A 23,185-nucleotide genomic window follows, 5' to 3' on the forward strand; every position below is an offset into this window, starting at 1 on the left:
AGGAGGAGACAGTCTCATGAACATGAGCAGAAGGGAATTTATCGTCAAAGGAACGGCGCTGTTCGCGACATTGGGGCTGGGCGGACCGTTCCTGTTCTCGAAATCCGGGCAGCCGCTATATGCGGAATCGGCCGGCGGGCAGGAAGCGGCCCCTGCTGATCCCACCGTGCTGGTCGTCATCCAGTTGACGGGCGGCAACGACGGCATTAACACGCTCATTCCTTACGGGCTGGGCGGCTACTTTGACGCTCGGCCGACGCTGGCGATGCGGGAGCACGAGGTGCTGGACGTCGACGGGAAGGTCGGCCTGCATCCCAGTCTGAAAGGGTTATACAGCATGTACGAACAAGGGCGGCTTGCCATCGTGCAGGGCGTCGGCTACCCGAACCCGGACCGGTCGCACTTCCGCTCGATGGATATTTGGCAGACGGCGGAGCCGGACAAATTGGGGCGTGACGGCTGGCTCGGGCGGTACGTCGCCTCCTCGCTGTCTGGAGTGCACAATCCGCTGAAGGCGCTTCAGATCGGCAACATTTCCAACAAGGCGTTCGATTCGGATGAAGTCAACGTGCCCGTCATCCAAACGCTGGACACGTTCCGTCTCGTCGATCCGAAAACGCCTTCCGTGGAGCAGAATCGGATCGCACAAGCCTTTCTCGACATGTACGATCCGAAGCGGCAGGGCGTGCAGCTGCAGGTAGCGTGCCGCCGTGGAGTGGAAGCCTACGAAAGCGTGGCGGCTATTCAGTCGCTCGGATCGTCGTACCGCAATAAGGTCGTTTATCCGAAAACCGGTATCGGCAAAGATTTGCAGCTCGTATCGCAAATTTTGACCGGCCAGTCGGGCACGCGCGTATTTTACGCCCAATTGGGCGGCTTCGACGACCATGCCCAGGAGAAGCAGCAGCACGCCAAGCTGCTGGAGGATCTCGACGTTGCCGTAACGGCCTTCTATGCCGACTTGGAGGAGCAGGGCTTGGCCGACCGCGTCGTTACGCTCGCTTTTTCCGAGTTCGGACGAAGGGTCAAAGAGAATGGAAGCGGCGGAACGGATCATGGAACGGCGGCGCCGGTGTTCGTCATGGGCAATAAGGTCAAGGGCGGGCTGTATGGGGTATATCCGAGCTTGACGAACGTCGACCGGAACGGGGATTTGAAATACGAGGTGGACTTCCGGTCGGTGTACCACACGTTAATCGACCGCTGGCTTCAGGGTGACGCGAAGGGCACGCTTGCGAAAACGTACGAGAATCTCGGGTTTGTTTGAAACAAGTCCAAAAAGCGCCGAATGAAAGTATCGGCGCTTTTGTTCGGTAATCGCTATTATTGCCAAGCCTCGTACTCATCCAACCAATTATCGGACGATAGGGACGGCTTGCGTAAATATGCATTAGGGACATGATTGTTATAGGCGGCGATGCGCTCGTTGATCGCACGCAGGCCGGCGTCGAAATCGGCCGGAAGCGAACGGTGCTTATTCGCCATCAGCTTATCCAGCTTGGCGCGTATGTCGTGACGGAGCTTTAACCATTGCGGCAAATCGTCGGCGTGCTTGATTTCCAGGTAAAACGGATCGAATGCGGTCGTTTCTTCGCGACTGTTTATCGATGCTTCCATCTTGATCCCTCCTTGCGCAAGTTATCCTTCAAGGGAACTTCTTGATTTCATTATACATCGCGAGGCGTCGGCGGAGGCTGCGTGTTATGGCGGATTAGAGACAACTTTATGACGGAATGATGAAACCAAATATATGTTTCTTGACTATGGAATATGACGGATTGGCGAATAATGGAGGCTATGGCGGTGCATGCTAACCGGTGGAACGGCAGGAGGTGAAACCGATGGCAAGCCAACAAGTGAAGCAGCAAGCGCAAAAAATCGTGGAAAGCTGCAACAAGCTGCAAAACATGGAGACGGACGAAGCGATCCGCAACGAATTGTCGAAAATCAAGCAATACTGCGCTACGATCGAAAATCAAATTTAGTCGGATGAAAGCGAAGGTCCTGGGATAAGCCTGGGGCTTTTGTCGTATTTTGCTACAGCGGCATAAGCATGATTCGTGCGTACGGAAGCGCATGCCCCGCACGATACACGATAGTTGAAGGCTAGCGGCTTTTGCAGGATCTTGCAGGGTCTTGCGGGACCGCGAATCCACCAAATAACGGAACTGACGTATGTTATGGACCCAAGTGCCATTGTCGATCGCAAAATAACGGAAAACCGTTCCGCTAAACCGCTGTTTACGTACATATCCCGCCTCGAAAGATCGATATAACGGAAGCGTGTTCCGCTATCTTCAAGTGTGTGACGGTATTCGGGACAATAGCGGAATACAGTTCCTTTATTTCCGGCGACACGTTGCACCTGCCCCATCCAGAGGCTTCGGGTTGTGTGGTGATGCGTGTTATACAAATGAAACCGCCGGATACCGGCGGTTTTCGCATTTTCAATACGGAAGCGGGTTTACTCGAAAAGGACCCGAAAGCGCACGCCGTCCGGTTCGTTGCACGCCTGAACGGACGCTTGGTGCAGCTCGGCGATCCGTTTGACAATGGCGAGACCGAGACCGAATTCGCCGTTCGCTCCGGAGCGGAAATGGCCGAACAGATCGTCCATCAATTCCGGCTCGATCGGCGGGCCGTCGTTGGACACGGTCCACGCTCCCCTGCCGCCGTCCGCTCCGCCGGGTTGGCTGGTAACCGTAATTCGCGACCTTGCGTAACGGATCTGATTGTCCAGCAAATTTTCCAGCGCGACCGTCCACTGGTCCGGGTCGCCTTGTAGGACAAGCGGCTCCATCCGAAGCGTCCACGTCAGCTCGGGACGCCGCCAACGAAGACGCTCGACAACCTGCTCCGTCAAACGGTCGAGCCGGAACGGTTCCTTCGTTACCGGCTTGTAGGTAGCATAATAGTCCAGCTTGGTCAAATACAGCAGCGAGCGTATCCGATTTCCGAGTCTTTCCGCTTCCTGATCGATGACCTCGACGGACGTTTGCAGGCTGCCTTTCGGATAGATGCCGTCCTGTATCGATTGCGCATAGCTGCGAATGACCATGACCGGGGTTTTCAGCTCGTGGGAAATGTGCTGGAGCAGGGTCTGCTGCGTTTCGTCCTGCCGGATGAGCTGCTGCCGCGCTTGCTCCATCGAGTGGGCAAGCCGGCCGAACTCGTCCTTGCGGTCGAGTCCGATCGGCTGCGTCCGGTTGCGGTCCGCGAGATGCTTGACGTCGTTTTCCAGCTTGACGAGCGGGCGCGACAAATATTTGGCCAGCCAGAGCGCCGGAATCCAGCTGAACAGCAAAATAAGGCCCATAATGAGGGACAGCCGGAACGACAGCTCCTTCACCAGCTTGTTCCGGTGCTCGTCCCACATGTAGGACAGCACGTACAGCTTGCGGCCCCGGAACGCTTCGGCGCGGATTACATAATACATTTTCTCGCCGTTCAGCCGATATTCGTACCGCTCGGCCGGCAGCGTCTGCTCGCGGGCTTCGGCGGCCAACAGCTGCTTGAATTCGGTCGGGAGCGTCGCGGGGTTCGGCAGCAGTCTGCCTTCCGGAGTCATGAACAAATGCCGGACCGTACGGATGTTTTGCTTCTCCTGATCGCGCTCGATCGCGGCCGGATCTTCCAGAAGCCGGTCGGCGATCCGGTCCTGCAGACGATTCGAGAGCAGCGAATTTTGCGCCTCCTCGATCGTCCTGTATATTTCCCGCGTAAAGTAACTGCCGAGAAACAACGGAATCGCGAGCAGGAGCAGCAGGGCGATGCCGGTCGTAATCGTCGTGATGACAAGCCAAATTTGCACGAACAAAGGCTTGTTTTTCACGATTGCACCAGCCTGTACCCGTAGCCGTACAACGTTTCCAGCCGCAAGTCGGTCAACTTCCTGCGAATGCGGCGGACCAGATCGTCGACGACGCGATCGGTGCCGAAATAATCTTCGCCCCATATATGATTGAGCAGCTGCTCGCGGGCGAACGCTGTTCCTTGGTGCTTCGCCAGGAACAGCACGAAATCGAATTCCTTCGACGTCAGCTCGATTATCGTATCCTGACGGTACAGGAGGCGTCTCGTCTCGTCGATATGGTACGGGGGAATGACGATTGTCGACACAGCCGGCTGCGTCTCGATCTGCGGTGCGCCGTAAATGCGCTCGAGCAGCCTGCGGCTGCGGATTACGAGCTCCCGGGGAAGAAACGGCTTCGCCAAGTAGTCGTCGCTGCCCATCTCGAGTCCGATCACCCGGTCCAGGTCCGCATCCCGGGCCGAAATAAAAATAACGGGCATACCCGGGGAGTCGGCTTTAATCTCGCGTATAAGCTGGAACCCGTCCACATCGGGAAGCATAATGTCCAAAATCCACAGGTGCGGCCTTTCCGGAATCGCCTTGCGCGCCTCTTCGCCCCGCAGGAAGCTGCGCACTTGCCAGCCTTCCTTGTGCAAATAAGTGGACAGCACCTGATTCAAATTGGTTTCATCCTCCGCTATATAAATGCGAAACGGCACGGCTCTCAGCCTCCTGGCGGGGTAGTTATGCCTTCATTATATCATGCCGGGCGCGGCCGCATTGCAGGCGAATTCCGGGTGCGGCAAAAACCCGACCGGTTCGTGATCCGATCGGGTTCCGTGCCGCGAGCCGGGCGCTGCTCTACTGCCCGGCCCGGGCGTCGGTTTGAGGCTGCGTCTGCGCCGGGGTCCGGTTTTTGTCCTGCTTGTGCTTCGGCGTCCTCGGCTGTACGGCTTGACCGTTCGCGTTCGGCTTCAGCTTGGCGATTTGGGCTGCCGTTTTTTCGTTGCCTTTTTTCAAGTCTTCGAGAATGGGGGCCAATGCCGCGCGGATGGCGTCCGCATCGTCGGCTTTAACCGCTTCGGTCAATTCTTGCCAATGCTTCATGGCGTCCTTGGCGGCGGCAACGGCTTCTTTTGGAAGCGCGTTTTTGAATCCGTCCTTCGAGGCGGCGAAAGGAACGGCGCGCGATTTCAGTTGATTGCGCACTTGCTCCTTCGTAATCGCGCCGCTCTCGACCTTTTGCTTCAGCTCGTCCTGCTTCGTCTTCCACTGCTCCTGAAGCTGTTTCTTTTGAGCTTTTAGAGCATCCTGGACTCCCTGGTCTTTCAGCAGCGCCTGCAGCTGCTCGCGGAGATTTTGCTGCTCCGTCAGGACCGCTTTCCAATCCGCGAGCGTAGCCGGCGAATATTTCTCGGCCAGCAGCTCCAAATATTTGTGCTGGTTTACTTGATTCGCGGCCATTTTGTGACTGAGCTTTCCTTTGAAAGGATTTTGACCGCGATCGCGGAAATCGTCGATCCGCTTGGCGAACGCTTCGTGTTTGTGCTTGGCCTCTATCGCGCGTTTCGCAGCGGGGCCGGCTTCCGCACCCGGCTTCGTCTGTTCGGCGGCATAAGCGGCGGCCGGAACGATCAGGGCAAGCGCCAGCGCGGCCGGCAGCAAAGTTTTTTTCAAGCGGGGTCGTTTCATTCAATCGTCCTCCGATCCAATAATAGGACATCCGGGTTCCTGCACCTTTACTGTAACGGAGAAATGAGGGAGAATCATGAGAAGATTATGGGAAATTGTGAGAAACGGAGGCCTATTATTGCCGCTGCGCCTTCCACCGCAGCTCGTCGTGGAGCTGGGTGAGCGAGTCGTCCAACCGTGCGGTCAACTCTTCCGTCAGAACGAACGATCCGTCCTCCGAACGGGCGACCCATTGATCGGTCGCATAGACGCCGGTCAAAATGTTCGTGCAGCTCATGGCCGAGAGCACCGGCTTCAGGGCATAATCGATCGACAGCAAATGGGCGATCGTACCGCCGATGAACAGCGGAAGCGCGACTTTGCCCTGCAGTCCTTTTTGCGGCAGCAGGTCGAGGAACGTTTTCAGCACGCCGGTATAGGCGGCTTTGTACACCGGGCTCGCGACGATCAGCCCGTCCGACTTCTCGATCGTTTGAAGCGCTTGCCGGATGGCGGTGCTTGCGAAATTCGCCTTGATCAGATCCTCCGCAGGCAGATCGGCCGCATAGATCGTTTCGACCGTATTTCCCGCCTGCAGCAATTTGCTTTCCGCATAGCCGGTCAAGCCATGCAGCCGAGAGCTTCTGGAAGGGCTCCCGGATACGATAGTGATAATTGCCATTGTTTGTTGTACCTCCTCGGTTCAGGGGACATAGTGTGCGAAAGCATAGACAGACGAAGCTAGGTTAACCAGCGGTCCATAATGAATTCAGCGTTCCCGGCGTTTTCCGACAAACGAAACACGGTAATCCGACACCGCTCCGACAGCGGGAAACGACGGCGGGAAGCGACGGCGCTTTTCGAGTTGGCGAGGCGAACCGACAGCAATTTTCGATTCGACGGCAAGGAACGACGGCGCTATTTGACGGCGGTTGCCGACAAGACGCCGGCTCGGATGCGACACGGAACGCTCATGGCCACGCGTGGTCGAGGATCGTTCGGCTTGATCGCCCGGTCCGGACCTGTGCTATTCTCCATAATATCGGCGAAAAGCAGGCAATCATTTAGACCAAGCCCAATTCATACTTGCCCACCGTCTCCCGCTGCTTGTCTACCGAGTCGTGCAGCGTCAACGTGCGGGCATTTCGGTAGTACATATCGAAGCCGTATGCGCGGGTAGCCGCCCTCGCCCCCATCACCTGGAAGACCGAGTTCGTAATGTCGAGCGACGTCTCGGTGGCAACGATTTTGGCGTGCGAGGCCGCGACGTGGACGGCAGCTTGCAGCTCGGGACGGTCGTTGTACGCTTGCAGCAGGCGAGCCGCACGCAGGACGAGCTGGCGGGCGGCGGCCAGCTTGGCAGCCATATCGCCCACCCGGAGCTGCGTAACCGGATCTTCGGCCGCCGACTTGGCATCCGACCAAGAACGGGCCTTTTCCTTGACGTACCGCAGCGCTTCCCGGTAAGCGCCCGTGGCGATGCCGACAAACTGGGCGGCGAAATGGATATGGAACTGCGAGGCGAAGAAGGGGGCATGCCGCGAGTAGTCCCCAGGTCCTCCCATGATATGGAGCTCGGGGACGAATACGTTGTCGGCCGTAACCGTACCGCTGCCGGTACCGCGCTGTCCCATACCGTCCCAGTCGTCCGCTACCGCAACGCCCGGTGCCGACAGCAGGACGACAGGCATCATGTACCGCTCCTCCTGATTGCCGTGGGCATCGTCCGAGACGGATCGCCAAAATGCCCATTTCGCTCCGGGCGAACCTGTCGCGAATATTTTTTTGCCGTTCAGGATGAAGCCGCCATCCGTTTTGCGCAGCGTGCTTGCGAGAGCGAAGCGGCTCGCGTTCGCCTCGCTGCCGAAGCTGGCGAACAGATTGCCGCGTAGCACGTCATCGAAAAAATGCCGTTTCTGTTTCTCGTCGCCCATCGCATGAATGAGCTGAACGCCCGTATTGTGCAGCGCGAACACCTGTGACGTGGAGGAGCAATAGGAGGCCAGCTCCATCAGGGCGAGCACGAGCAGCACGACGTCTCCTTGAAAGCCGGCCCCTCTTCCTCCGTACGGCTCGGGAACGGCCAGCCCGATCAGGTCCGCCTCCCGAAGCGCATCGATGCCCGCTTGCGGGTAAGCTCCGTCCCGATCCGTTTGCTTGGCCGCCGGACCGATGCGCCGGTCTCCAAGCTCTCTGATCCGCGTAAGCAGGTCGACTTGCCGCTCCGAATATTCCAACCGTTCTACGGCGTTTGCATGATCTTCATGACTGAACATAGTCGCTGTCCCCTTCTTAGTACGAGCTACGCACCGTTTCCCGGAGAGCGGCTCCCGGATGGTGCTCCGGCAGCCGGGCGTATCCTTTGCCGAACAGGCGCTCGCGGAACGTCCCTTCCTCATAATCCTTCTTGTGAATGCCGCGCTTTTGCAGCTCTGGCACGACCAAATCGACGAAATCTAGATAGGAGCCCGGCAGCACGTACGGCTCCAGATTGAAGCCGTCCACGTCCGTCGCCTCGACCCAATATTGGATTTTGTCCGCGACCTCCTCGGGCGTTCCGACTACGGTCAAGCCGCGGAATCCTTTCTGCAGGAAATCGTCCATCACTTCGCGCACCGTCTTCTTCGTCTTGCTGTATTTGGTAAACCGGTCGGTATGGGTTTGGCCCATCTCGGTATGGACGTTCTCGAATACCGAATCCGGATCGAGCGCCGTCAGATCGATGCCGGTAACGCCGGCATAGCTCGACAGCGTCGCTTCCGCGCTCTGATAGCTCAAGTATTGTTCGTATTTGCGCTGCGCTTCCTCGCGGGTGCGTCCCGTGACGACCGACAATCCGGTAAATACTTTCACGAAAGACGGGTCTCTGCCGTATTCCCGGGCCCGTCTGCGTATATCGGCGATCTGATCGCGCAATACTTCGACCGTAGGCGCCTTGAGGAAGACGCCCTCGGCATGCCTCGCGGCGAAAGCCCGGCCGCGCTCGGAGCTGCCGGCCTGGAACAGGACGGGCGTCCGCTGGGGAGACGGCGAAGAGCCATGGTACCCGGTCAGCCGGAAATATTTGCCCTCGTGGGTAATTTTGTGGACTTTGGCGGGATCGGTGAATACTCTGTTTTCCCGGTCGATGAGGAGAGCGTCGTCTTCCCAGCATCCTTCCCACAGCTTGTAGCTCAGATCCAAATATTCGTCGGCGATGTCGTACCGTTCGTCGTGGGGAACGAACTCGTCCTTGCCGAACAAATCGGCGGCCGATTTGTTGCTCGTCGTGACGACGTTCCAGCCGATGCGGCCTTTCGTAATATGGTCGAGCGTCGAGAAGCGGCGCGCATTGGCGTAAGGCGCCTCATAGGTCGTGGAGGTCGTCATCGTGAACGCCAAATGCTTCGTCGCCGCGGCCAAAGCCGGAATAAGCAGCATCGGATCGTTGCCCGGAATACCGGACGCCTCCCGGAACGCGAGCTCGACCCGCTGCTTGGGCGAGCCGTACGTATCGGCGAAAAACATGAAGTCGAATTTGCCGCGCTCGAGTATTTGCGCGATATTGGTCCAGTAGTCGATGCTGTTGTAATGAATCCGGTTTTGCTCGGGATGCGCCCAAATGCCCTGCGTCAAATGGTTGACGGCGTTCACTTCGAACACGCCCAAATGAATCTGTTTCATGATGCGTCTTCCCTTCTTCGTGAAGTAGTCGAGCGTTGCCATCGTATTCTAGGTCAAATGGCAGGCGACGAAATGATCGGGCGCCGCCTCCCGCTTGGGAGGCGGCGTATTCCGGCATAACTCGGTCGCGTATGGGCAACGGGTATGGAACGTGCAGCCGGCGGGCGGATCGAGCGGAGAGGGCGGCTCCCCTTGCAGGATGATCCGCTCCTTCTTGCGGACCGGGTCCGGATTCGGCACGGCGGACAAAAGCACTTTCGTGTAAGGATGAAGAGGAGTCGAGAACAAGCTGTCGACGGGCGCTTCTTCGACGATTTTGCCCAAATACATGACGCCGATCCGGTCGGAAATATGTCGCACCACGCCGATATCGTGGGCGATGAACAAATAGGTCAGCTTCAGCTCTGCTTGAAGCTGCCTCATCAGGTTGATCATTTGCGATTGGATAATGACGTCGAGAGCGGATACGGGCTCGTCGCAAATGACGATTTTCGGGTTCACGATCAATGCCCGGCCGAGTCCGATCCTCTGTCTTTGGCCCCCGGACAGCTCGTGCGGCAGTCTGTAATAGTGCTCGGCGGGCAGTCCGACGGTTCGAAGCATGCCGAACGCGCGCTCCGTCCGTTCCTTCGGGGTGCCGATCCCGTGGATCGCGAGCGGCTCCTCCAACGTTTTGCCTATCGTTCTTCGCGGATTGAGCGAGGAGAACGGATCCTGGAATACGATTTGCAGCTCCTGGCGCAGCGTCCGGAGCTCGCTGCGGGACAGGCGGAACAAATCGCGTTCCCGGTATACCGCTTCGCCCGCCGTCGGCTCCGTCAACCGCAGAAGCGTTTTGCCCAAGGTGCTTTTGCCGCAGCCGGATTCTCCGACGAGACCGTACGTTTCCCCCTCGTAGATGCGGAAGGAGACGTCGTCCACCGCCTTGACGACCGCTTTGCGGAAGCCGTTCGGCTGTTTGGCCGTATAATAGGTTTTCAGTCCGTTCACCTGCAGCAGCGGGGTGGCAACGGGACGGCTTTCGCCCGATACGGTCATCGTTTACGCCTCCATTCCGTCGATGTGATCGGCGTGCCAGCAGCGAACCGCCGTACCGTCCTTCAGCCCGGTCAGCTCGGGCATATCGTTCCGGCACTTGTCGTCCGCATAGGCGCACCTCGGTGCAAACCGGCAGCCGCCGGGCACGTCGTGAAGCGAAGGCACGCTGCCCTCGACCGCCTTCAACGGCTTCGAGCGGTCGCCGTCCAGACGCGGAATGGCCTGCATCAGGCCGATCGTATACGGATGGCGCGGCTTCGCGAACAGCGTGCGGGCATCGGCCGTTTCCACGACTTGTCCCAAGTACATGACGACGACCCGGTCGCATACTTCGGCCACGAGGCCGAGATCGTGGGTGATGAGCATGACGCTCATGCCGAGCTTGCGGTTCAGGCTGACAATGAGCTCCATAATTTGTGCTTGGATCGTCACGTCCAGGGCGGTTGTCGGTTCGTCGGCAATGAGCAGGCCGGGCTCGCAGGCGAGCGCGATGGCGATCATGACGCGCTGGCGCATCCCGCCGGACAGCTGATGAGGGTATTCGCCGACCCGGCGTTCGGGAGCGGGGATCCCCGTCAGGCGAAGCAGGTCGACCGCCTTCCGGTATGCTTCCTTCTTGCCCGTCCGGCGATGAAGCCGGATCGTCTCGGCGATCTGGTCGCCGATCGTATACACCGGATTGAGAGAACTGAGCGGATCTTGGAAAATCATCGATATGTCATTGCCGCGAATGTCCCGCATTTGCCGTTCGCTCAGCCCGAGCAGGTCGCGTCCGTCATACGAAATCCGTCCTTCGTAGGAAGCGGTGCGCCTCTCGTCGAACAGCCGGAGCACGGATTGGGCGGTCACGCTTTTGCCGCAGCCGGATTCGCCGACTACGCCCAATATTTCGCCTTTGTTCACATGAAACGACACGCCGTCTACCGCCGCCACAGGTCCGGCCTCCGTGTAAAAACGCGTTCTAAGCGCTTGAATGTCCAACAAAATCTGCTCGTTCGGCATATCGCCGCCTCCTTTCCCGTATCCGAAGTCACTATCCGCACTTCGATTGGCCCGGCTTTCTCGCCGCCTATGATAAGGTCATTGCCGCGATTTGCCCTTCCGCGCTTGCCTCGTATGCGGATCGAGCAAATCCCGCACGCCGTCCCCGAACAAGTTCATCGCCAGCACCGACACCATAAGCGCCAAGCCCGGAAACAGCGTCATCCACCACGAGTTGTAGATGAACATTTTACCGTCCGACAGCAGATTGCCGAGACTCGGGGTAGGAGCGGGAATGCCGGCACCGAGGAAGCTCAAGGCCGCCTCCACGATAATCGCTTCTGCGAAAACGAACGAGCCTTGCACGATAAGCGGGGATAGCGTATTCGGCATAATGTGCAGCCAGACGATCCGGGTATGGGAGGCGCCGAGCGCCCGCATCGCCTCGATATACGTTTGCTCCCTAGCCACGAGAGCGGCCGAGCGGACGACTCGGGCGACGGAAGGGACGAATACGACGATGAGGCAGACGATCAGGTTGCCCGCGTTCGGACCGAGCGCGGCCATAATCGCGATCGCGAGCAGCACGGCAGGAAAAGCGTACAAGCCGTCCATAAAGCGCATAAGCAATTGATCGAGCCATTTGTACATGGCGGAATACAAACCGATAACGAGACCGAAGGCGGATACGGCCAAGGCGACCGCAAAGCCTACCTCGGCCGATATTTTGGTCCCGTAGACGACTCTGCTGAACACGTCTCTGCCGAAGTTGTCCGTGCCGAACCAGTGACCCGGGCTTGGCGGGGTCAGCCGTTTGACGATATCGACGTCCTGCGGATCGCGTGCGGCGATCCACGGCGCGAACAGGCTGACGACGGCGAGCAGGACGATTAGCGCGATGCCGGCCATAGCCGCTTTGTTCGCCAGCAGCCGGCGATAGAACAATCTTCGCTGACTGCCCGCCAGCGTCGAACGTTCGGCGACACGGGCGTCTGAAGCGATTTCCGTCATTTCGTCTTCCTCCTCCTTTCCGTTACTTGCCCAGTCTGATTCTCGGATCGACGGCGGCATACAGCAGATCGACGATCAGGTTGACCGCGACATAGACGAACGCGATGAACAGCACGAGCCCTTGAATGACCGCATAATCTCTCCGTTCCACGGAATGGACGAGCATTTGCCCGATGCCCGGAATATTGAAAATCGTTTCCACTACCGCAGCCCCGGCCATAAGCGTGCCGAACGTTCCTCCGACCACTGTAAGGATCGGAATAAGCGCGTTGCGCAGCACATGCTTGTATACGAGAGCCCGTTCGCTTACGCCCTTGGAGCGCGCCGTCCGGACATAGGGCTCGTTAAGCACCTCGAGTACGGAGGAACGGACGATTCTCGCGATGACCGCGGATATGACGACGCCGATCGAGACGGCCGGCAATATTAAATATTGCAGGAAGTTCCACAACCCGTCGCTTAAAGGAGCGTATCCGGAGACGGGAAGCCACCTCAGACGAACCGCGAACAGCAGGACGAGAAACAGGCTGAGCAAAAAGCCGGGAATCGTAATGCCGAGCAGCGAGTAGGCGGTAAGAGCTTTGTCGGCGAATTGCCCTCTTCGGACGGCCGCCCGGATACCGAAAGGCACCGCGATGGCGAGCGCCACGAGCTCGGCCAGCAGTGCCAGCGATACGGTAGGCTGGAGGTGCTCCGCGATCGCTTCCGAGACGGGCTGCTTCAAGAAAAACGAATTGCCGAGATCCCCTCGCAGCGCCCCGCCGACCCAGCGCAAATATTGTTCGACAAGCGGGAGGTCGAGTCCCATCTGCCCGCGCAGCTGGCGGATCGTCTCCTCGTCGGCGCCGTCCCCTAGCATGACCCTGGCGGGATCGCCGGGAATCAAGTAAATGATCAGAAACACGACGACGGACATGATGACGATAACCGGAAGCAACGCCAGCAGACGTTTCATAATGTAAGTTCCCAAAACGGACTCCTCCTCGCCGCTACTCGAACGCTTTCGTTGTTAGCGTTATTTCAACAGCTTCGTATTAGCCAAATTCGGGAACCCGCTGAACAGGGTAAGTCCCGTCAAGTTTTTGCGGACCGCGCTGTAGCTGTATGTGTCGCCGATTTTGACAGCGGCCAAATATTCCCATTGGTACTGCTGCAGCGCATCGTTCGCCGCTTTGATCTCTTCGGGCTTGATCGCCGAGGTCGACTTTTTGAGCAGCTCCGCGAGCTTGGCATCGTCCGCGAACCCGTAGGTCGGATTCAGGTACAGCAGCTGCGAAGGCGTGGACGGCATCGTAAACGGCCCGACGTAAATGTCCCATACGTTCGGATCCGCCCGCTTGGTCAGCATCGTCGCGTAATCGTAAATGTCGATTTTCGTTTTGACTCCGATTTTCTCCAGCTGGTCCTTGACCATCAACGTCGCGTTGTAGAAATTACCCGTATCCTTGGTCGTCAATAGGGTGACCACCTGGCCGTTGTATCCGGCATCCTTCAGGAGCTGCTTTGCCTTGTCGGGATTTTTCTGGTTGTAATTTTCTTTGCCCGCTTCGCTATAAAATTTGGAGTTTTCCTTGTACATGTAGCTCGGGTTCAGACGATACAGGTCCGGCGTCGAGACAATGCCGAGCAAGATTTGGTCGGCGTCAAGGACGGCCGCTACCGCCTGGCGGTTTTTCACGTTGGAGAACAACGGCGACTTTTTGTTGAACACGAGATTGAAGTCGGTCGTCAAATTTTTTAAAATTTGCACGTCCGGCTGGTTTTGCACCTTCGGCAAATTGTCGAGGCTGACGTCGACGTATGGAAAGTCCTTCGACAGGAACGAAGAGAACCGGGTCGCGTTGTCCGTGGCGAGCGTGAAATAAATGTTGTTCACGAGCGCTTCCTTTTTGCCGGAAAATCCGTCGGCCGCCGTCTTAAGTGACTGGTACTGTTCGAATTTGGTCACGTGCACGTACTGGTCCTTTTTCCATTCGACGATTTTGAAAGGCCCGGTGCCGATATAGGCATTGACGCCTTCCGGAGCGGCCGAATCGATGACTTCCTTCGGCATGATGCCGGCGAAATTCAGTACGTGGCTCAGCTGGGCGAGCGTGTCGTTTTGCGGATTTTTCAAATTCAGCACGACGGTGTAGTCGTCTTGGACGGCGAACTGGGAGTCTCCGAACGACGATTTCGCCCTAGCCGCCTTGTCCTTCCACCGGTTCAGCGAAGCGGCGACGTCCTCGGCTTTCATTTCTTTGCCGTTGTGGAATTTGACGCCTTTGCGCAGCAGGAACGTATACGTTTTGCCGTCGGCGCTCAGCTCGTACGATTCGGCCAGCATCGGAACGGGCTCATATTTGGAGTTGAAGGCGAACAGCCCTTCGAATACGTTCAGCACGACCGTCGCATTGCTGCCCCCTAGAGATAGATGAGGGTCCAAGGTCGGGATCGTTTGGCTGAGCGGGTACTTCAAATCGGTCGCGACGGCTTGTCCTGCCGTGTCTCCGGCTGTCCCGGAGGAAGCGTTTCCCGATCCGGCATCGGTGGAGCTTTTATCCGAGCAGCCCCATACGGCGAATAATGCGGCAACTAAACCGACGAGCAGCAGATGGCGATAACGTCTCATGGTGAAAAACCTCCCCTTATATTGGCAATGTAAAAGTTTGTTAATCTTTACTAATCCAATTGAATTAATCGGAATTAAAATGGAATGTGATTATCATACAAGAAATTTCGGCATTTGTACATTGAATGATTGTAAAGACCGAGTTTAACATTTATAAATCTTGAGGCGTTGCGGGGAGCGCACCCGCTCGGCGAAACGCCGCCGCGTTTTGCCTGCAGCGGAGCGAATCGGCTCGGCGTAGGGAATCCTGCATGCGGGGCTGAATCACGCCAGCATTCGGAAAAAGCATCCGGCCGCAACGTCTCGTTCGATAGCTTTTACTCGTCCCAATGGAGCAGTTTGTCCGCCACTTTGACGAACAGCTGCACGCCGGTTACCAAGGCGTCCTCGTCGAACGTAAATCTCGGATGGTGATGCGGATAGACGATGCCTTTGTCCGGATTGCCCGCTCCGATATTGACGAACGTGCCGGGAGACTTTTGCTGGTACGCGGAAAAATCTTCGCCGCTCATGCCGGGCGGCGTGCGGACGACTGCCGCCGGGCCGGCCAGCTCGACGGCCGCTTGCTCCACGATGCGCGTAACCTCCTCGTCATTGACGACGGGATGGTAGCCGAGCACGTAGTCGAGCTCGAACTCCGCGCCGTGTGCGACGGCGACGCCCTGTACGATGCGGCGCATCAACGCCGGGACCTCTTCGCGTACCGTTGCGCCGAAGCTGCGTACCGTTCCTTTGAGCACGGCCTTGTCGGGAATGACATTGTGCGAAGCGCCGGACGTGAATTGGGTGACGGATACGACCAATCGCTCCAAAGGGTCCGTATTCCGGGACACGATATGCTGCAGGTTGCTCACGATTTGCGCGCCGATCGAGATCGGATCGACGGCCCGATGCGGGAAGCCGGCGTGACCGCCGTAGCCTTTCACGGTAATCGTAAAATTGTCCGGAGACGCGGCCATTTCGCCGTATGCGACTCCGATTTGACCGACTGGCAGCTTCGAGGACAAATGCTCGCCGAATACCCAGTCGACTCCGTCCATGACGCCCGCTTCGACCAGCTCTTTGGCCCCTCCCGGCGGCAGCTCCTCGGCATGTTGGAACAGAAAGCGGATTTCGCCGTGCAACCGTTCCTTTCTCTCGGCCAGCAGACGTGCGGTGGCGAGCAGCATCGCCGTGTGACCGTCATGGCCGCAGGCGTGCATGACGCCCGGATTGGCGGAGGCGAACTCGAAATCGTTCTCCTCCGCAATCGGCAATGCGTCGATGTCCGCCCGCAGCGCCAGCGTCTTCCCCGGCCGGGAGCCGATCAAGCGGGCCATGACGCTTGTTGGCGTCGGACGGCTGACGATCAGCCCTTCGAAGCCGTGCAGCGTCTTCTCCACGTACCGGGCCGTCTCGCTCTCTTGGAACGAAAGCTCTGGATGGCGGTGCAAATGTCTTCTCCAAGCTACGACCCGCTCCTTGATCCAATCCGGCAACGGATTGGTCGCGGTTTCGGATCGCGGGTCAGCCCCGGACTCGGAGCCGGTATCGGATTCAGTTCCAGTTCCAGTTCCAGTTCCAGTTCCAGTTCCAGTTCCAGTTCCAGTTCCAGTTCCAGTTCCAGCTCCAAACCCGCTTACATGCTCCGCATTCGTTCCGAATCCGATTCCCTTATTCCGCTCGTTATCGCTCATGGTGGGAATGCCCCTCTCTGCTTCTAGTTGGTCGACCGGTACATACGCGGCGAATCGTTATAAGCGCAATCGTCGTCAGTCCCGCTCGTAAGCTTGCAAGGCGTTTACCCGGTGCGCTACCGCCGAACCGGCTTTGAGCGCCGTGGCGACCAGCAGCGTCTCGGCGAGCTCCTCCAGGCTTATGCCCGCCGACTTGGCGCGCCCGGTAAAAATGTCGATGCTGTAAGGATTGCCGATGACAAGCGCGGAGCCGACGGCGACCAGCAGCTTTTCTTTTTCCGACAGCAGACCGGCTTGGAGCGAGTTGAACTGGTATTCCGCGAAAGCGGTATACAGGCTCTCGTTCACTTGCTCCAGCTGTTCCGCGAGAGCGATATTGCCGCGCGGAAACAGATCGTCTTCCTTGCGTTCGCCGAACGCTTTCCACGTATTGGCCGTATTGTAAAAGACGGAGTGGGCGTTGACGGCCGCGGCGACGACACCGGCCTCGAACAGCTCCTCGAACGACGCTTTCGCCGCTTTCGCCTTGCCGACGTGGGCTTCGATGCAATAAGGGCAGCCGGTAATTTGGGCGACGGCGACGGCGATGAGCTCTTTCGTTCTCACCGATAAGACGCCTTCGGCCAAAGCCTGCTTGTTGAATTCGCCGAACGCTTTGAAGCTTTCGGGAGCGTAGCCGAACAATTTGGCGGAGAAGCTGGGCGTGTGTCGGGTGTACAAGCTGTCGTTGGACATAAGAATAGTAGCCTCCATGTGATTGTTTTATTAAATCAAGGTAATCCGCTTGATTTAGTAGGGTATATATTTGTTATAATAGGGCAAAGAGCTTCGGAAGTATAATTGAAAAATGTAATGGGGTCGTTTAGCAATAGTAAAGAAAGAGAGGTTGAACCGGATGGAAATACGACTGATCAAAACGTTTCAGACGATCGTGAAGCTGGGCAATTTCCAACGGGCCGCGGAAGCGCTGCAATATTCGCAGCCGACGATCACGATCCAGATCAAGAAATTGGAAGAGGAGCTCGGAGTGAAGCTGTTCGAACGGGGCAAGACGATTACGCTTACGAGCGCGGGGAGGGTGCTGCTCGAACGGGCGGATTCGCTGCTGAAGGAGTACGACGTGTTGAACGGGGCTTTGAGCGATTTTATTCAGGGTGACGCGGGCGTTGTCCGGGTCGGGGCGTCCGAGCCGTCGGCGAGCAACCGACTTCCCGCGGTGCTGGCGGAATTCAAGAGCAGCAAGCCGAAGGTGCAGATCCACGTAACGATCAGCACGACGAAGGAACTGATGCGGATGCTTGTCGAGGATCAAATCGATTTTGCCTTGTGCAACCAACCGGAGCCGCATCTGGAGCTGGAATTCCATCCGCTGATCCGGGAGAAGTTCGCCTTGCTGCTGCCGGACGACCATCCGCTTGCCGAGAGGGACGATATCAGGCTGAAGGATTTGAAGGACGAGAAATTTTTGTTTACGCCCGGCACGTGCCCGTTCCGGATCCGGATCGAGGAGATGATTACGCGAAGCATCGGAAAGCTCCGTCATAACGGGATGGAGGTTGCGGGGATTACGGCGATCAAATATTTCGTCCAGGCGAGGCTCGGCATCGCGCTGGCGCCGATCGTGGCGATATCGCCGGCGATTCCCGGAACGGTCGTGAAGCCGATAGCCGATATGTTGGACGGACCTGAGCTCGGACTGCTGACCCGGCGTAACGCTTCGGGGAGCAAAATCAGCGAGTATCTGCTTGATGAAATCAAGCAAACGCTGCGCGTCCGGGCTTGAAACGGACAACTGAATCCGGTCTAATCGGGCCAATAACGGCACTTCTTGCTCGCAATCCCAAAGCTTTCCCGATCGTCCCGTGCGGGGGCTGAGTGAGGGAAGCTTTTTTGCACATTCGCCCAAGCCGGCATCGGTCTTTTATTATAGTGAATGCCTGCTTTAGCTTTTTCAATTGTACAAAACGGATGCATTCCGTTATGCTCTCTTGTGTGGCTAACTCTACTATTCCGATGGGTAAATAATAGTATGTAGACGGAAGGATCGTGAATCCGACAATGAAAAAAATCCATTTGGGCATATTCGATATCCATACACCGAATCAGATGACGCAGGGCTTGTGGACGCATCCGGACAATCAGACGGTTCGCTACAAGGAGCTGTCGTTCTGGATCGAGCTGGCGCAAATACTCGAGCGCGGAAAATTCGACTTCATGTTTTTCGCGGACTCTTACGGCTACCCGAAAAACAAACGCGAGCTGGCATTCCGCGAAGCGGTGTATACGCCTTCGAACGATCCGATGCTGTTGATCTCCGCATTGGCGGCGGCCACGAAGCATCTCGCATTCGTCACGACGGCTTCGCCCTCGTACGAGGCGCCGTTCGCGAATGCCCGGCGTTTCTCCACCCTCGATCACCTGACGAACGGCCGCATCGGCTGGAACGTAGTCGCCACGGGAGGCGTCAGCGGCGCGGAATGCTTCGGGCGCGGTGCGGTTTTGCCCCATAACGAGCGGTACGATCAGGCCGAGGAGTTCATGGAGGTCAGCTACAAGCTGCTGGAAGGCAGCTGGGAGGACGATGCGGTTTCGGCGGACCGCGAAAGCCGTTTGTATGCCGATGCCGGCAAAGTGCATATTGTCCGGCACAAGGGCAACTATTTCAACGTCACGGCCTCTCACGCGAGCGAGCCGTCGATCCAGCGAACGCCTGTCCTGTTCCAGGCGGGAAGCTCCGACCGGGGCCGCGATTTTGCGGCCAAGCACGCCGAAGGCGTATTCCTCAAAGCGCCTACGCTCGAGTCGTTGAAGGCTCAAGTGGAGGATATACGGCGGCGGGCGGCCGCATACGGGAGAGGAGCGAGCGAGATCAAAATCTTTACCGGACTGTCGGCCATCGTCGGCCGGACGAGAGTGGAAGCGGAGCGCAAGCGGGACGATTACAGGCGGCACAGCAGCCGGGAAGCCGCTCTGCTCACCTATGAGAATGCCACCGGTATCGATCTGGCCGCGCTGGACCCGGACGCTCCTTTTGCCGATATGAATACGGAGCAGGGGCGGACGCACACGGAAAGGTACACGAAGCATAGCGCCAAGCCGCAAACGGCGCGCGACGTCATGGACAATTTCGCGGAGAAGGAGTTCCGGGGCATCACGTTGTGCGGAACGGCCGAAGATATTGCGGACCGGATGCAGTACTGGGTCGAGGAGACCGGGGTGGACGGCTTTAATCTGGAACGGTACGTGCTTCCCGGTACGCATCTCGACTTCGTCGATCTGGTCGTGCCCGAGCTGCAGAAGCGGGGGATGTTCCGCCAACAGTACGAAGAGTCTACGCTCAGGGAGCGTTTGTTCGGCAAAGGGGCGACGCGGCTCGCCGACAGCCATCCAGGCTCCGGCTACAGGCGCCCGTCTCACGAGCGGGAGTGAGCGAGGACTGCCGGGTGCCGTTGCGTGCCGCTGCCACGCCGGCCGTGCTGCCGCGACCTACCGCAAAATGTTCCGCATAAACACATTTCCCCTCCAAGCCGGGACCGTATACGTCGGGTAGAGTGGCGACCGGCACGAAACCGTTTTTGCCGTAAAAGGCGATGACGTCGCAATCCTCCGCATAGGTCATTATGAACAAGCAGTAGGCCCAGCGGCTTCGGACGACCTCTTCGGCGTGCCGGAGCAGCTTGGTGCCGCTGCCGCTTCTTTTGCAGCCCCGGCTTACCCCTATTTGCAATAGCTCCGCCCTGGCCCCCAACGCGCCTATGCCTTCGGGGCCTCTTCGTGCAGGACGGAAACAATCCCGAACGCTTCTTCATTCGTGCGATCGCGATAAGCTTAGAACAAAGCTCCTCGCGCGTAAAAGGCGCGGATCCGGTTCCGGAGCCACCGTTCATGGCCGGGAACGCCTCTGTCCAATTTGCCATGCTCGACTTCGGCCAGCGGCCTCGGGAAAGCCCATTTCCCGACTCGTGAAACCCGTTTCCGAAATTTGCACTAAATTTGCGAAAAATATTTTAAAAAAAGTGTTGTTTATTTCACCCAACCCGCTACAATTAACTTGTCAAAACGAATTATTTGGAGGGATATGCGGTGAGTAAAATCAAAGTGGCCATTATCGGCTGCGGTACGATCGCCAACGGCCAGCACATCAAAGCGTATTTGGCCAACCCGGATGCGGAAATCAAATATTTCTGCGACATTATCAAGGAGAGAGCCGACAAGGCCGTGAACGACTACGGCTGCGGCGTAGCGGTAGAAGATTACCGCGTCATCCTGGACGACCCGGAAGTCGAAGCGGTATCGATTTGCACGCCGAATAACGGGCACGCTTCGATTACGATCGACTGCTTGCGGGCAGGCAAACACGTGCTCTGCGAAAAACCGGCCGCCAGAACGTACGCCGAGGCGCTGGAAATGCAAAAGGTTCAGCAAGAAACCGGCAAGGTGCTCAATATCGGCGTAGTGAACCGCTTTAATACGGGCGTCAACATTATTAAGAAAATGATCGAGAACGGCGACCTCGGAGAGTTGTATCACGTATATGTCAGCTTCCGTTCGCACCGTTCCATCCCGGGGTTGGGCGGAGCTTTCACGACCAAGGCGATCGCCGGCGGCGGGGCTCTGATCGATTGGGGCGTTCATTATCTCGATATCGTCATGTACTGCTCGGGCGATCCGAAGCCGCTCACGGTATCCGGACAGGCGTTCAGCAAGCTCGGCAAAGACATGCCGAACTATACATACACGAGCATGTGGGCAGGACCCCCTAACTATGAAGGCACGTACGATGTGGACGACTCCGTCACCGCGTTGATTCGTACGGAAGGTCCGACCGTTACGGTAAACGGCGCTTGGGCGCAAAACATCGGCGTCAGCGAATCGTTTATCGATTTTATCGGCGACAAAGCCGGCATCCGGCTGCAATATGGCAAAGAGTTCGTCATCTACAGCGCGAAAAACGGCGCCTTGCTGGAAACGACGCCGAAGTACAACGCGGGCAACATGTTCCAAAACGAAATCGACGGCTTCCTGAACTGTATCCGTACCGGCGAGAAATCGCCTGCCCATATCGATTCCGTCATCGTTTCGTCGCAAATTATCCAGGCGATCTACGATTCGTCGGACTCGCGCAAAGAAATTTCGTTGAATTCCTGATCTCCGTAATCGCACGAGTTCAGAGGAAAAAGGCCGGATCGGAAACGACCGGCCTCTTCTTCATGCTCGTTTTCGCAGAGCGTCCCCGTTACAAATACCCGGCCAAGCGGATCAGGATATCCGCCCTCTCCTGCGTATATACGGGGGCGCTCGTGCATGTAACTGGAAAACATACATCTATTTGGGCTAACACAACCGGTAAACAAGCGATAACTGGAAAACCTCCATGTAATTCCGCCGATATGAGGTATCAAGCAGGGAGTGGGGCTGAGTAACAGTAGGTTTTCCAGTAAAATTGTGATTTCCGCGAAAAAGTGCCGAAATAACTGTATGTTTTGAGGCTATTTAAAAAGTCTGCAAAGAAAGGAAGCGCCGGAGACAAGAGGTGGGGGAATGCGCTCCACATCCGTTAAAATCGTGTTGCTTTAAGTAAAATCGTGTTGCTTTAAGATTTTTGCGGTTACAACACGATTTTAAAGTCAATCGCTTCGTTTTCCGCACATTTCCCCCAGCTCTTTTTGCAATGCGAATCTCTCTTTTTGACTTTTTTCAACAACCGGATTTTTTACAGATGCGTCCACTCGTTCCCGTCAGGCGTCATCTATATCCCCCTCTCTGTCGATTTAGAAAAATAGTGTCGAATGTCCTCCTTTCGTCATATCGGCCAAAACGCCGTCTTTGCGCCAAAATTCGGTGTCGCCTTCCATAGCGGCCAACGTGCAGAAAATATGCTTGTCATTATCCTTATCTACAGCCGCATTCAGGATGCGAAAGCTGAGGCGGGGAGCGCCGGCGAATTGCGGAATGGACGGATTGGCAATCGCCTTCCGGCCGGTCGTTTTATGATCGAGAACCGAGTACGGGGTGTACACCGTATGGTCGGCGACGCCTTGATAGGCGCTAAATTCGACGTCGCTCGCCGAAGGAAGGATGAGCAGCCGCTGCGAGCCTTTTTGCGTGTCGTTCTCGCCGTTGATTTCGTCGAAGAAGACGATATTCTTGTCGATTTTGCGGTCTTCCCGGAACGGGTGGGCGTGGGCGAGCGGGATCAAATGCTTTAAATAAGGTCCCCACATGACGCCGTTTTTGCCCCCGGCAATGAGAACCGTGTCGCCGCCGGGATCGTCGCGGTCCAAGCCCAGCCCCCATTCATGGGCGAACATTTTATGGGGAGACTCCTTGTAATGCTGGAGCATCATCTCGTCGCCGCCCTGCATGCCGTCCAAGGCGGCTTTGTCCTGTTTCGTTATTTTCTGGATGACGGCTCTGCCCTCGGCTTCCTTCATGCCATCCTTGTAGTAGACGTCTTCGTCCTTTTTGACGCTATCGGGAATGGTACGCTGGATAAGCCCGGATGCGCCGGTCTGCGCGGACACCATCCGTTGGACGGCATAGTTGCCGATCGTCCGCTGGAGGTGCTGGACGTGCAGGGCTGTCGAAGGCAAATAAGCCGGACGGGCGCTCGGAGAGGATGCATGCATAGCTTTATTTTGCGCTTCCTCGCGGGAAGGGCGGGAATGCGCCGCTTTGGCAGTGAAGTGCTTCATCTTCGGTCAAACCTCCTCGGACCATTTTTCCAATTCATACCTAAAA

At 57.3% G+C, this 23,185-nt stretch carries 21 protein-coding genes; 5 read left to right on the forward strand and 16 right to left on the reverse strand.

Annotation, left to right across the window (positions count from 1 at the left end; translation table 11 throughout):
- The first annotated feature begins 16 nt into the window (after positions 1-16).
- Complete coding sequence (locus FE784_RS33000; protein ID WP_139606513.1) at positions 17-1,267, forward strand: DUF1501 domain-containing protein; 1,251 nt, start codon at positions 17-19, stop codon at positions 1,265-1,267.
- Positions 1,268-1,323: 56 nt separating this feature from the next.
- On the opposite strand, the gene FE784_RS33005 is transcribed toward FE784_RS33000, so the two are convergent.
- Positions 1,324-1,617 (reverse strand): hypothetical protein, encoded by a 294-nt coding sequence (locus FE784_RS33005; protein ID WP_139606514.1) that lies wholly within the window; start codon positions 1,615-1,617, stop codon positions 1,324-1,326.
- A gap of 224 nt (positions 1,618-1,841) precedes the next feature.
- Here FE784_RS33005 and FE784_RS41255 point away from each other — a divergent pair, with 224 nt between their 5' ends.
- A complete protein-coding gene (locus FE784_RS41255) occupies positions 1,842-1,985 on the forward strand; it encodes a hypothetical protein (RefSeq protein WP_176706684.1) in 144 nt (47 codons plus the stop codon).
- Positions 1,986-2,464: 479 nt separating this feature from the next.
- On the opposite strand, the gene FE784_RS33010 is transcribed toward FE784_RS41255, so the two are convergent.
- The 13 genes from FE784_RS33010 to FE784_RS33075 all read right to left on the reverse strand — a co-directional run bounded on the left by FE784_RS33010 (position 2,465) and on the right by FE784_RS33075 (position 17,179).
- Positions 2,465-3,832 (reverse strand): sensor histidine kinase, encoded by a 1,368-nt coding sequence (locus tag FE784_RS33010; RefSeq protein WP_139606515.1) that lies wholly within the window; start codon positions 3,830-3,832, stop codon positions 2,465-2,467.
- A complete protein-coding gene (locus FE784_RS33015) occupies positions 3,829-4,512 on the reverse strand; it encodes a response regulator transcription factor (RefSeq protein ID WP_139606516.1) in 684 nt (227 codons plus the stop codon). Before FE784_RS33015 ends, FE784_RS33010 begins: the two co-directional genes overlap by 4 nt.
- A 142-nt stretch (positions 4,513-4,654) precedes the next feature.
- On the reverse strand, positions 4,655-5,485 hold the full coding sequence (locus tag FE784_RS33020) for a hypothetical protein (protein WP_139606517.1): 831 nt from the start codon (positions 5,483-5,485) through the stop codon (positions 4,655-4,657).
- A gap of 115 nt (positions 5,486-5,600) precedes the next feature.
- Positions 5,601-6,146 (reverse strand): NADPH-dependent FMN reductase, encoded by a 546-nt coding sequence (gene ssuE / locus FE784_RS33025; protein ID WP_139606518.1) that lies wholly within the window; start codon positions 6,144-6,146, stop codon positions 5,601-5,603.
- Between the two features lie 382 nt (positions 6,147-6,528).
- Positions 6,529-7,740, reverse strand: a complete 1,212-nt coding sequence (locus FE784_RS33030) for an acyl-CoA dehydrogenase family protein (protein ID WP_176706685.1) — start codon at positions 7,738-7,740, stop codon at positions 6,529-6,531.
- 16 nt (positions 7,741-7,756) lie between these two features.
- Complete coding sequence (locus tag FE784_RS33035; RefSeq protein ID WP_139606520.1) at positions 7,757-9,127, reverse strand: LLM class flavin-dependent oxidoreductase; 1,371 nt, start codon at positions 9,125-9,127, stop codon at positions 7,757-7,759.
- 48 nt (positions 9,128-9,175) lie between these two features.
- Positions 9,176-10,165 carry an ABC transporter ATP-binding protein gene (locus tag FE784_RS33040; protein WP_139606521.1) on the reverse strand — a complete coding sequence of 330 codons (990 nt, stop codon included), beginning with the start codon at positions 10,163-10,165 and terminating at the stop codon, positions 9,176-9,178.
- A 3-nt stretch (positions 10,166-10,168) separates the two neighbouring features.
- Positions 10,169-11,167, reverse strand: coding sequence for an ABC transporter ATP-binding protein (locus FE784_RS33045; protein WP_139606522.1), 999 nt, complete (start codon positions 11,165-11,167; stop codon positions 10,169-10,171).
- A 78-nt stretch (positions 11,168-11,245) separates the two neighbouring features.
- On the reverse strand, positions 11,246-12,157 hold the full coding sequence (locus FE784_RS33050; protein WP_139606523.1) for an ABC transporter permease: 912 nt from the start codon (positions 12,155-12,157) through the stop codon (positions 11,246-11,248).
- A gap of 22 nt (positions 12,158-12,179) precedes the next feature.
- Positions 12,180-13,127: an ABC transporter permease gene (locus tag FE784_RS33055; RefSeq protein ID WP_139606524.1), complete on the reverse strand. Its 948-nt coding sequence runs from the start codon at positions 13,125-13,127 to the stop codon at positions 12,180-12,182.
- A gap of 45 nt (positions 13,128-13,172) precedes the next feature.
- Positions 13,173-14,768 carry an ABC transporter substrate-binding protein gene (locus FE784_RS33060; RefSeq protein WP_139606525.1) on the reverse strand — a complete coding sequence of 532 codons (1,596 nt, stop codon included), beginning with the start codon at positions 14,766-14,768 and terminating at the stop codon, positions 13,173-13,175.
- Between the two features lie 317 nt (positions 14,769-15,085).
- Complete coding sequence (locus FE784_RS33065) at positions 15,086-16,444, reverse strand: M20 family metallopeptidase (RefSeq protein WP_218103852.1); 1,359 nt, start codon at positions 16,442-16,444, stop codon at positions 15,086-15,088.
- A gap of 75 nt (positions 16,445-16,519) precedes the next feature.
- The gene (locus FE784_RS33075) at positions 16,520-17,179 is read right to left on the reverse strand and encodes a carboxymuconolactone decarboxylase family protein (RefSeq protein ID WP_176706687.1); all 660 of its coding nucleotides are present in this window, start codon (positions 17,177-17,179) and stop codon (positions 16,520-16,522) included.
- A 160-nt stretch (positions 17,180-17,339) separates the two neighbouring features.
- On the opposite strand from FE784_RS33075, the gene FE784_RS33080 reads away from it, so the two are divergent.
- On the forward strand, positions 17,340-18,227 hold the full coding sequence (locus FE784_RS33080; protein ID WP_139606528.1) for a LysR family transcriptional regulator: 888 nt from the start codon (positions 17,340-17,342) through the stop codon (positions 18,225-18,227).
- A gap of 263 nt (positions 18,228-18,490) precedes the next feature.
- Entirely contained in the window at positions 18,491-19,873 is a 1,383-nt protein-coding gene (locus tag FE784_RS33085; RefSeq protein ID WP_246132299.1) for an LLM class flavin-dependent oxidoreductase, read from the forward strand.
- Here the strand turns inward: FE784_RS33085 and FE784_RS43000 are convergent.
- Positions 19,782-20,192 (reverse strand): GNAT family N-acetyltransferase, encoded by a 411-nt coding sequence (locus tag FE784_RS43000; protein ID WP_176706688.1) that lies wholly within the window; start codon positions 20,190-20,192, stop codon positions 19,782-19,784. The two genes, FE784_RS33085 and FE784_RS43000, sit on opposite strands and share 92 nt — an antisense overlap.
- A gap of 335 nt (positions 20,193-20,527) precedes the next feature.
- On the opposite strand from FE784_RS43000, the gene FE784_RS33095 reads away from it, so the two are divergent.
- The gene (locus FE784_RS33095; protein ID WP_139606529.1) at positions 20,528-21,592 is read left to right on the forward strand and encodes a Gfo/Idh/MocA family protein; all 1,065 of its coding nucleotides are present in this window, start codon (positions 20,528-20,530) and stop codon (positions 21,590-21,592) included.
- Positions 21,593-22,215: 623 nt separating this feature from the next.
- Here the strand turns inward: FE784_RS33095 and FE784_RS33100 are convergent.
- Positions 22,216-23,139: a hypothetical protein gene (locus tag FE784_RS33100; RefSeq protein ID WP_139606530.1), complete on the reverse strand. Its 924-nt coding sequence runs from the start codon at positions 23,137-23,139 to the stop codon at positions 22,216-22,218.
- Positions 23,140-23,185 lie beyond the last annotated feature (46 nt).

It is taken from the genome of Paenibacillus hemerocallicola (assembly GCF_006265175.1).
Classification (GTDB): Bacteria; Bacillota; Bacilli; order Paenibacillales; family NBRC-103111; genus Paenibacillus_AB; species Paenibacillus_AB hemerocallicola.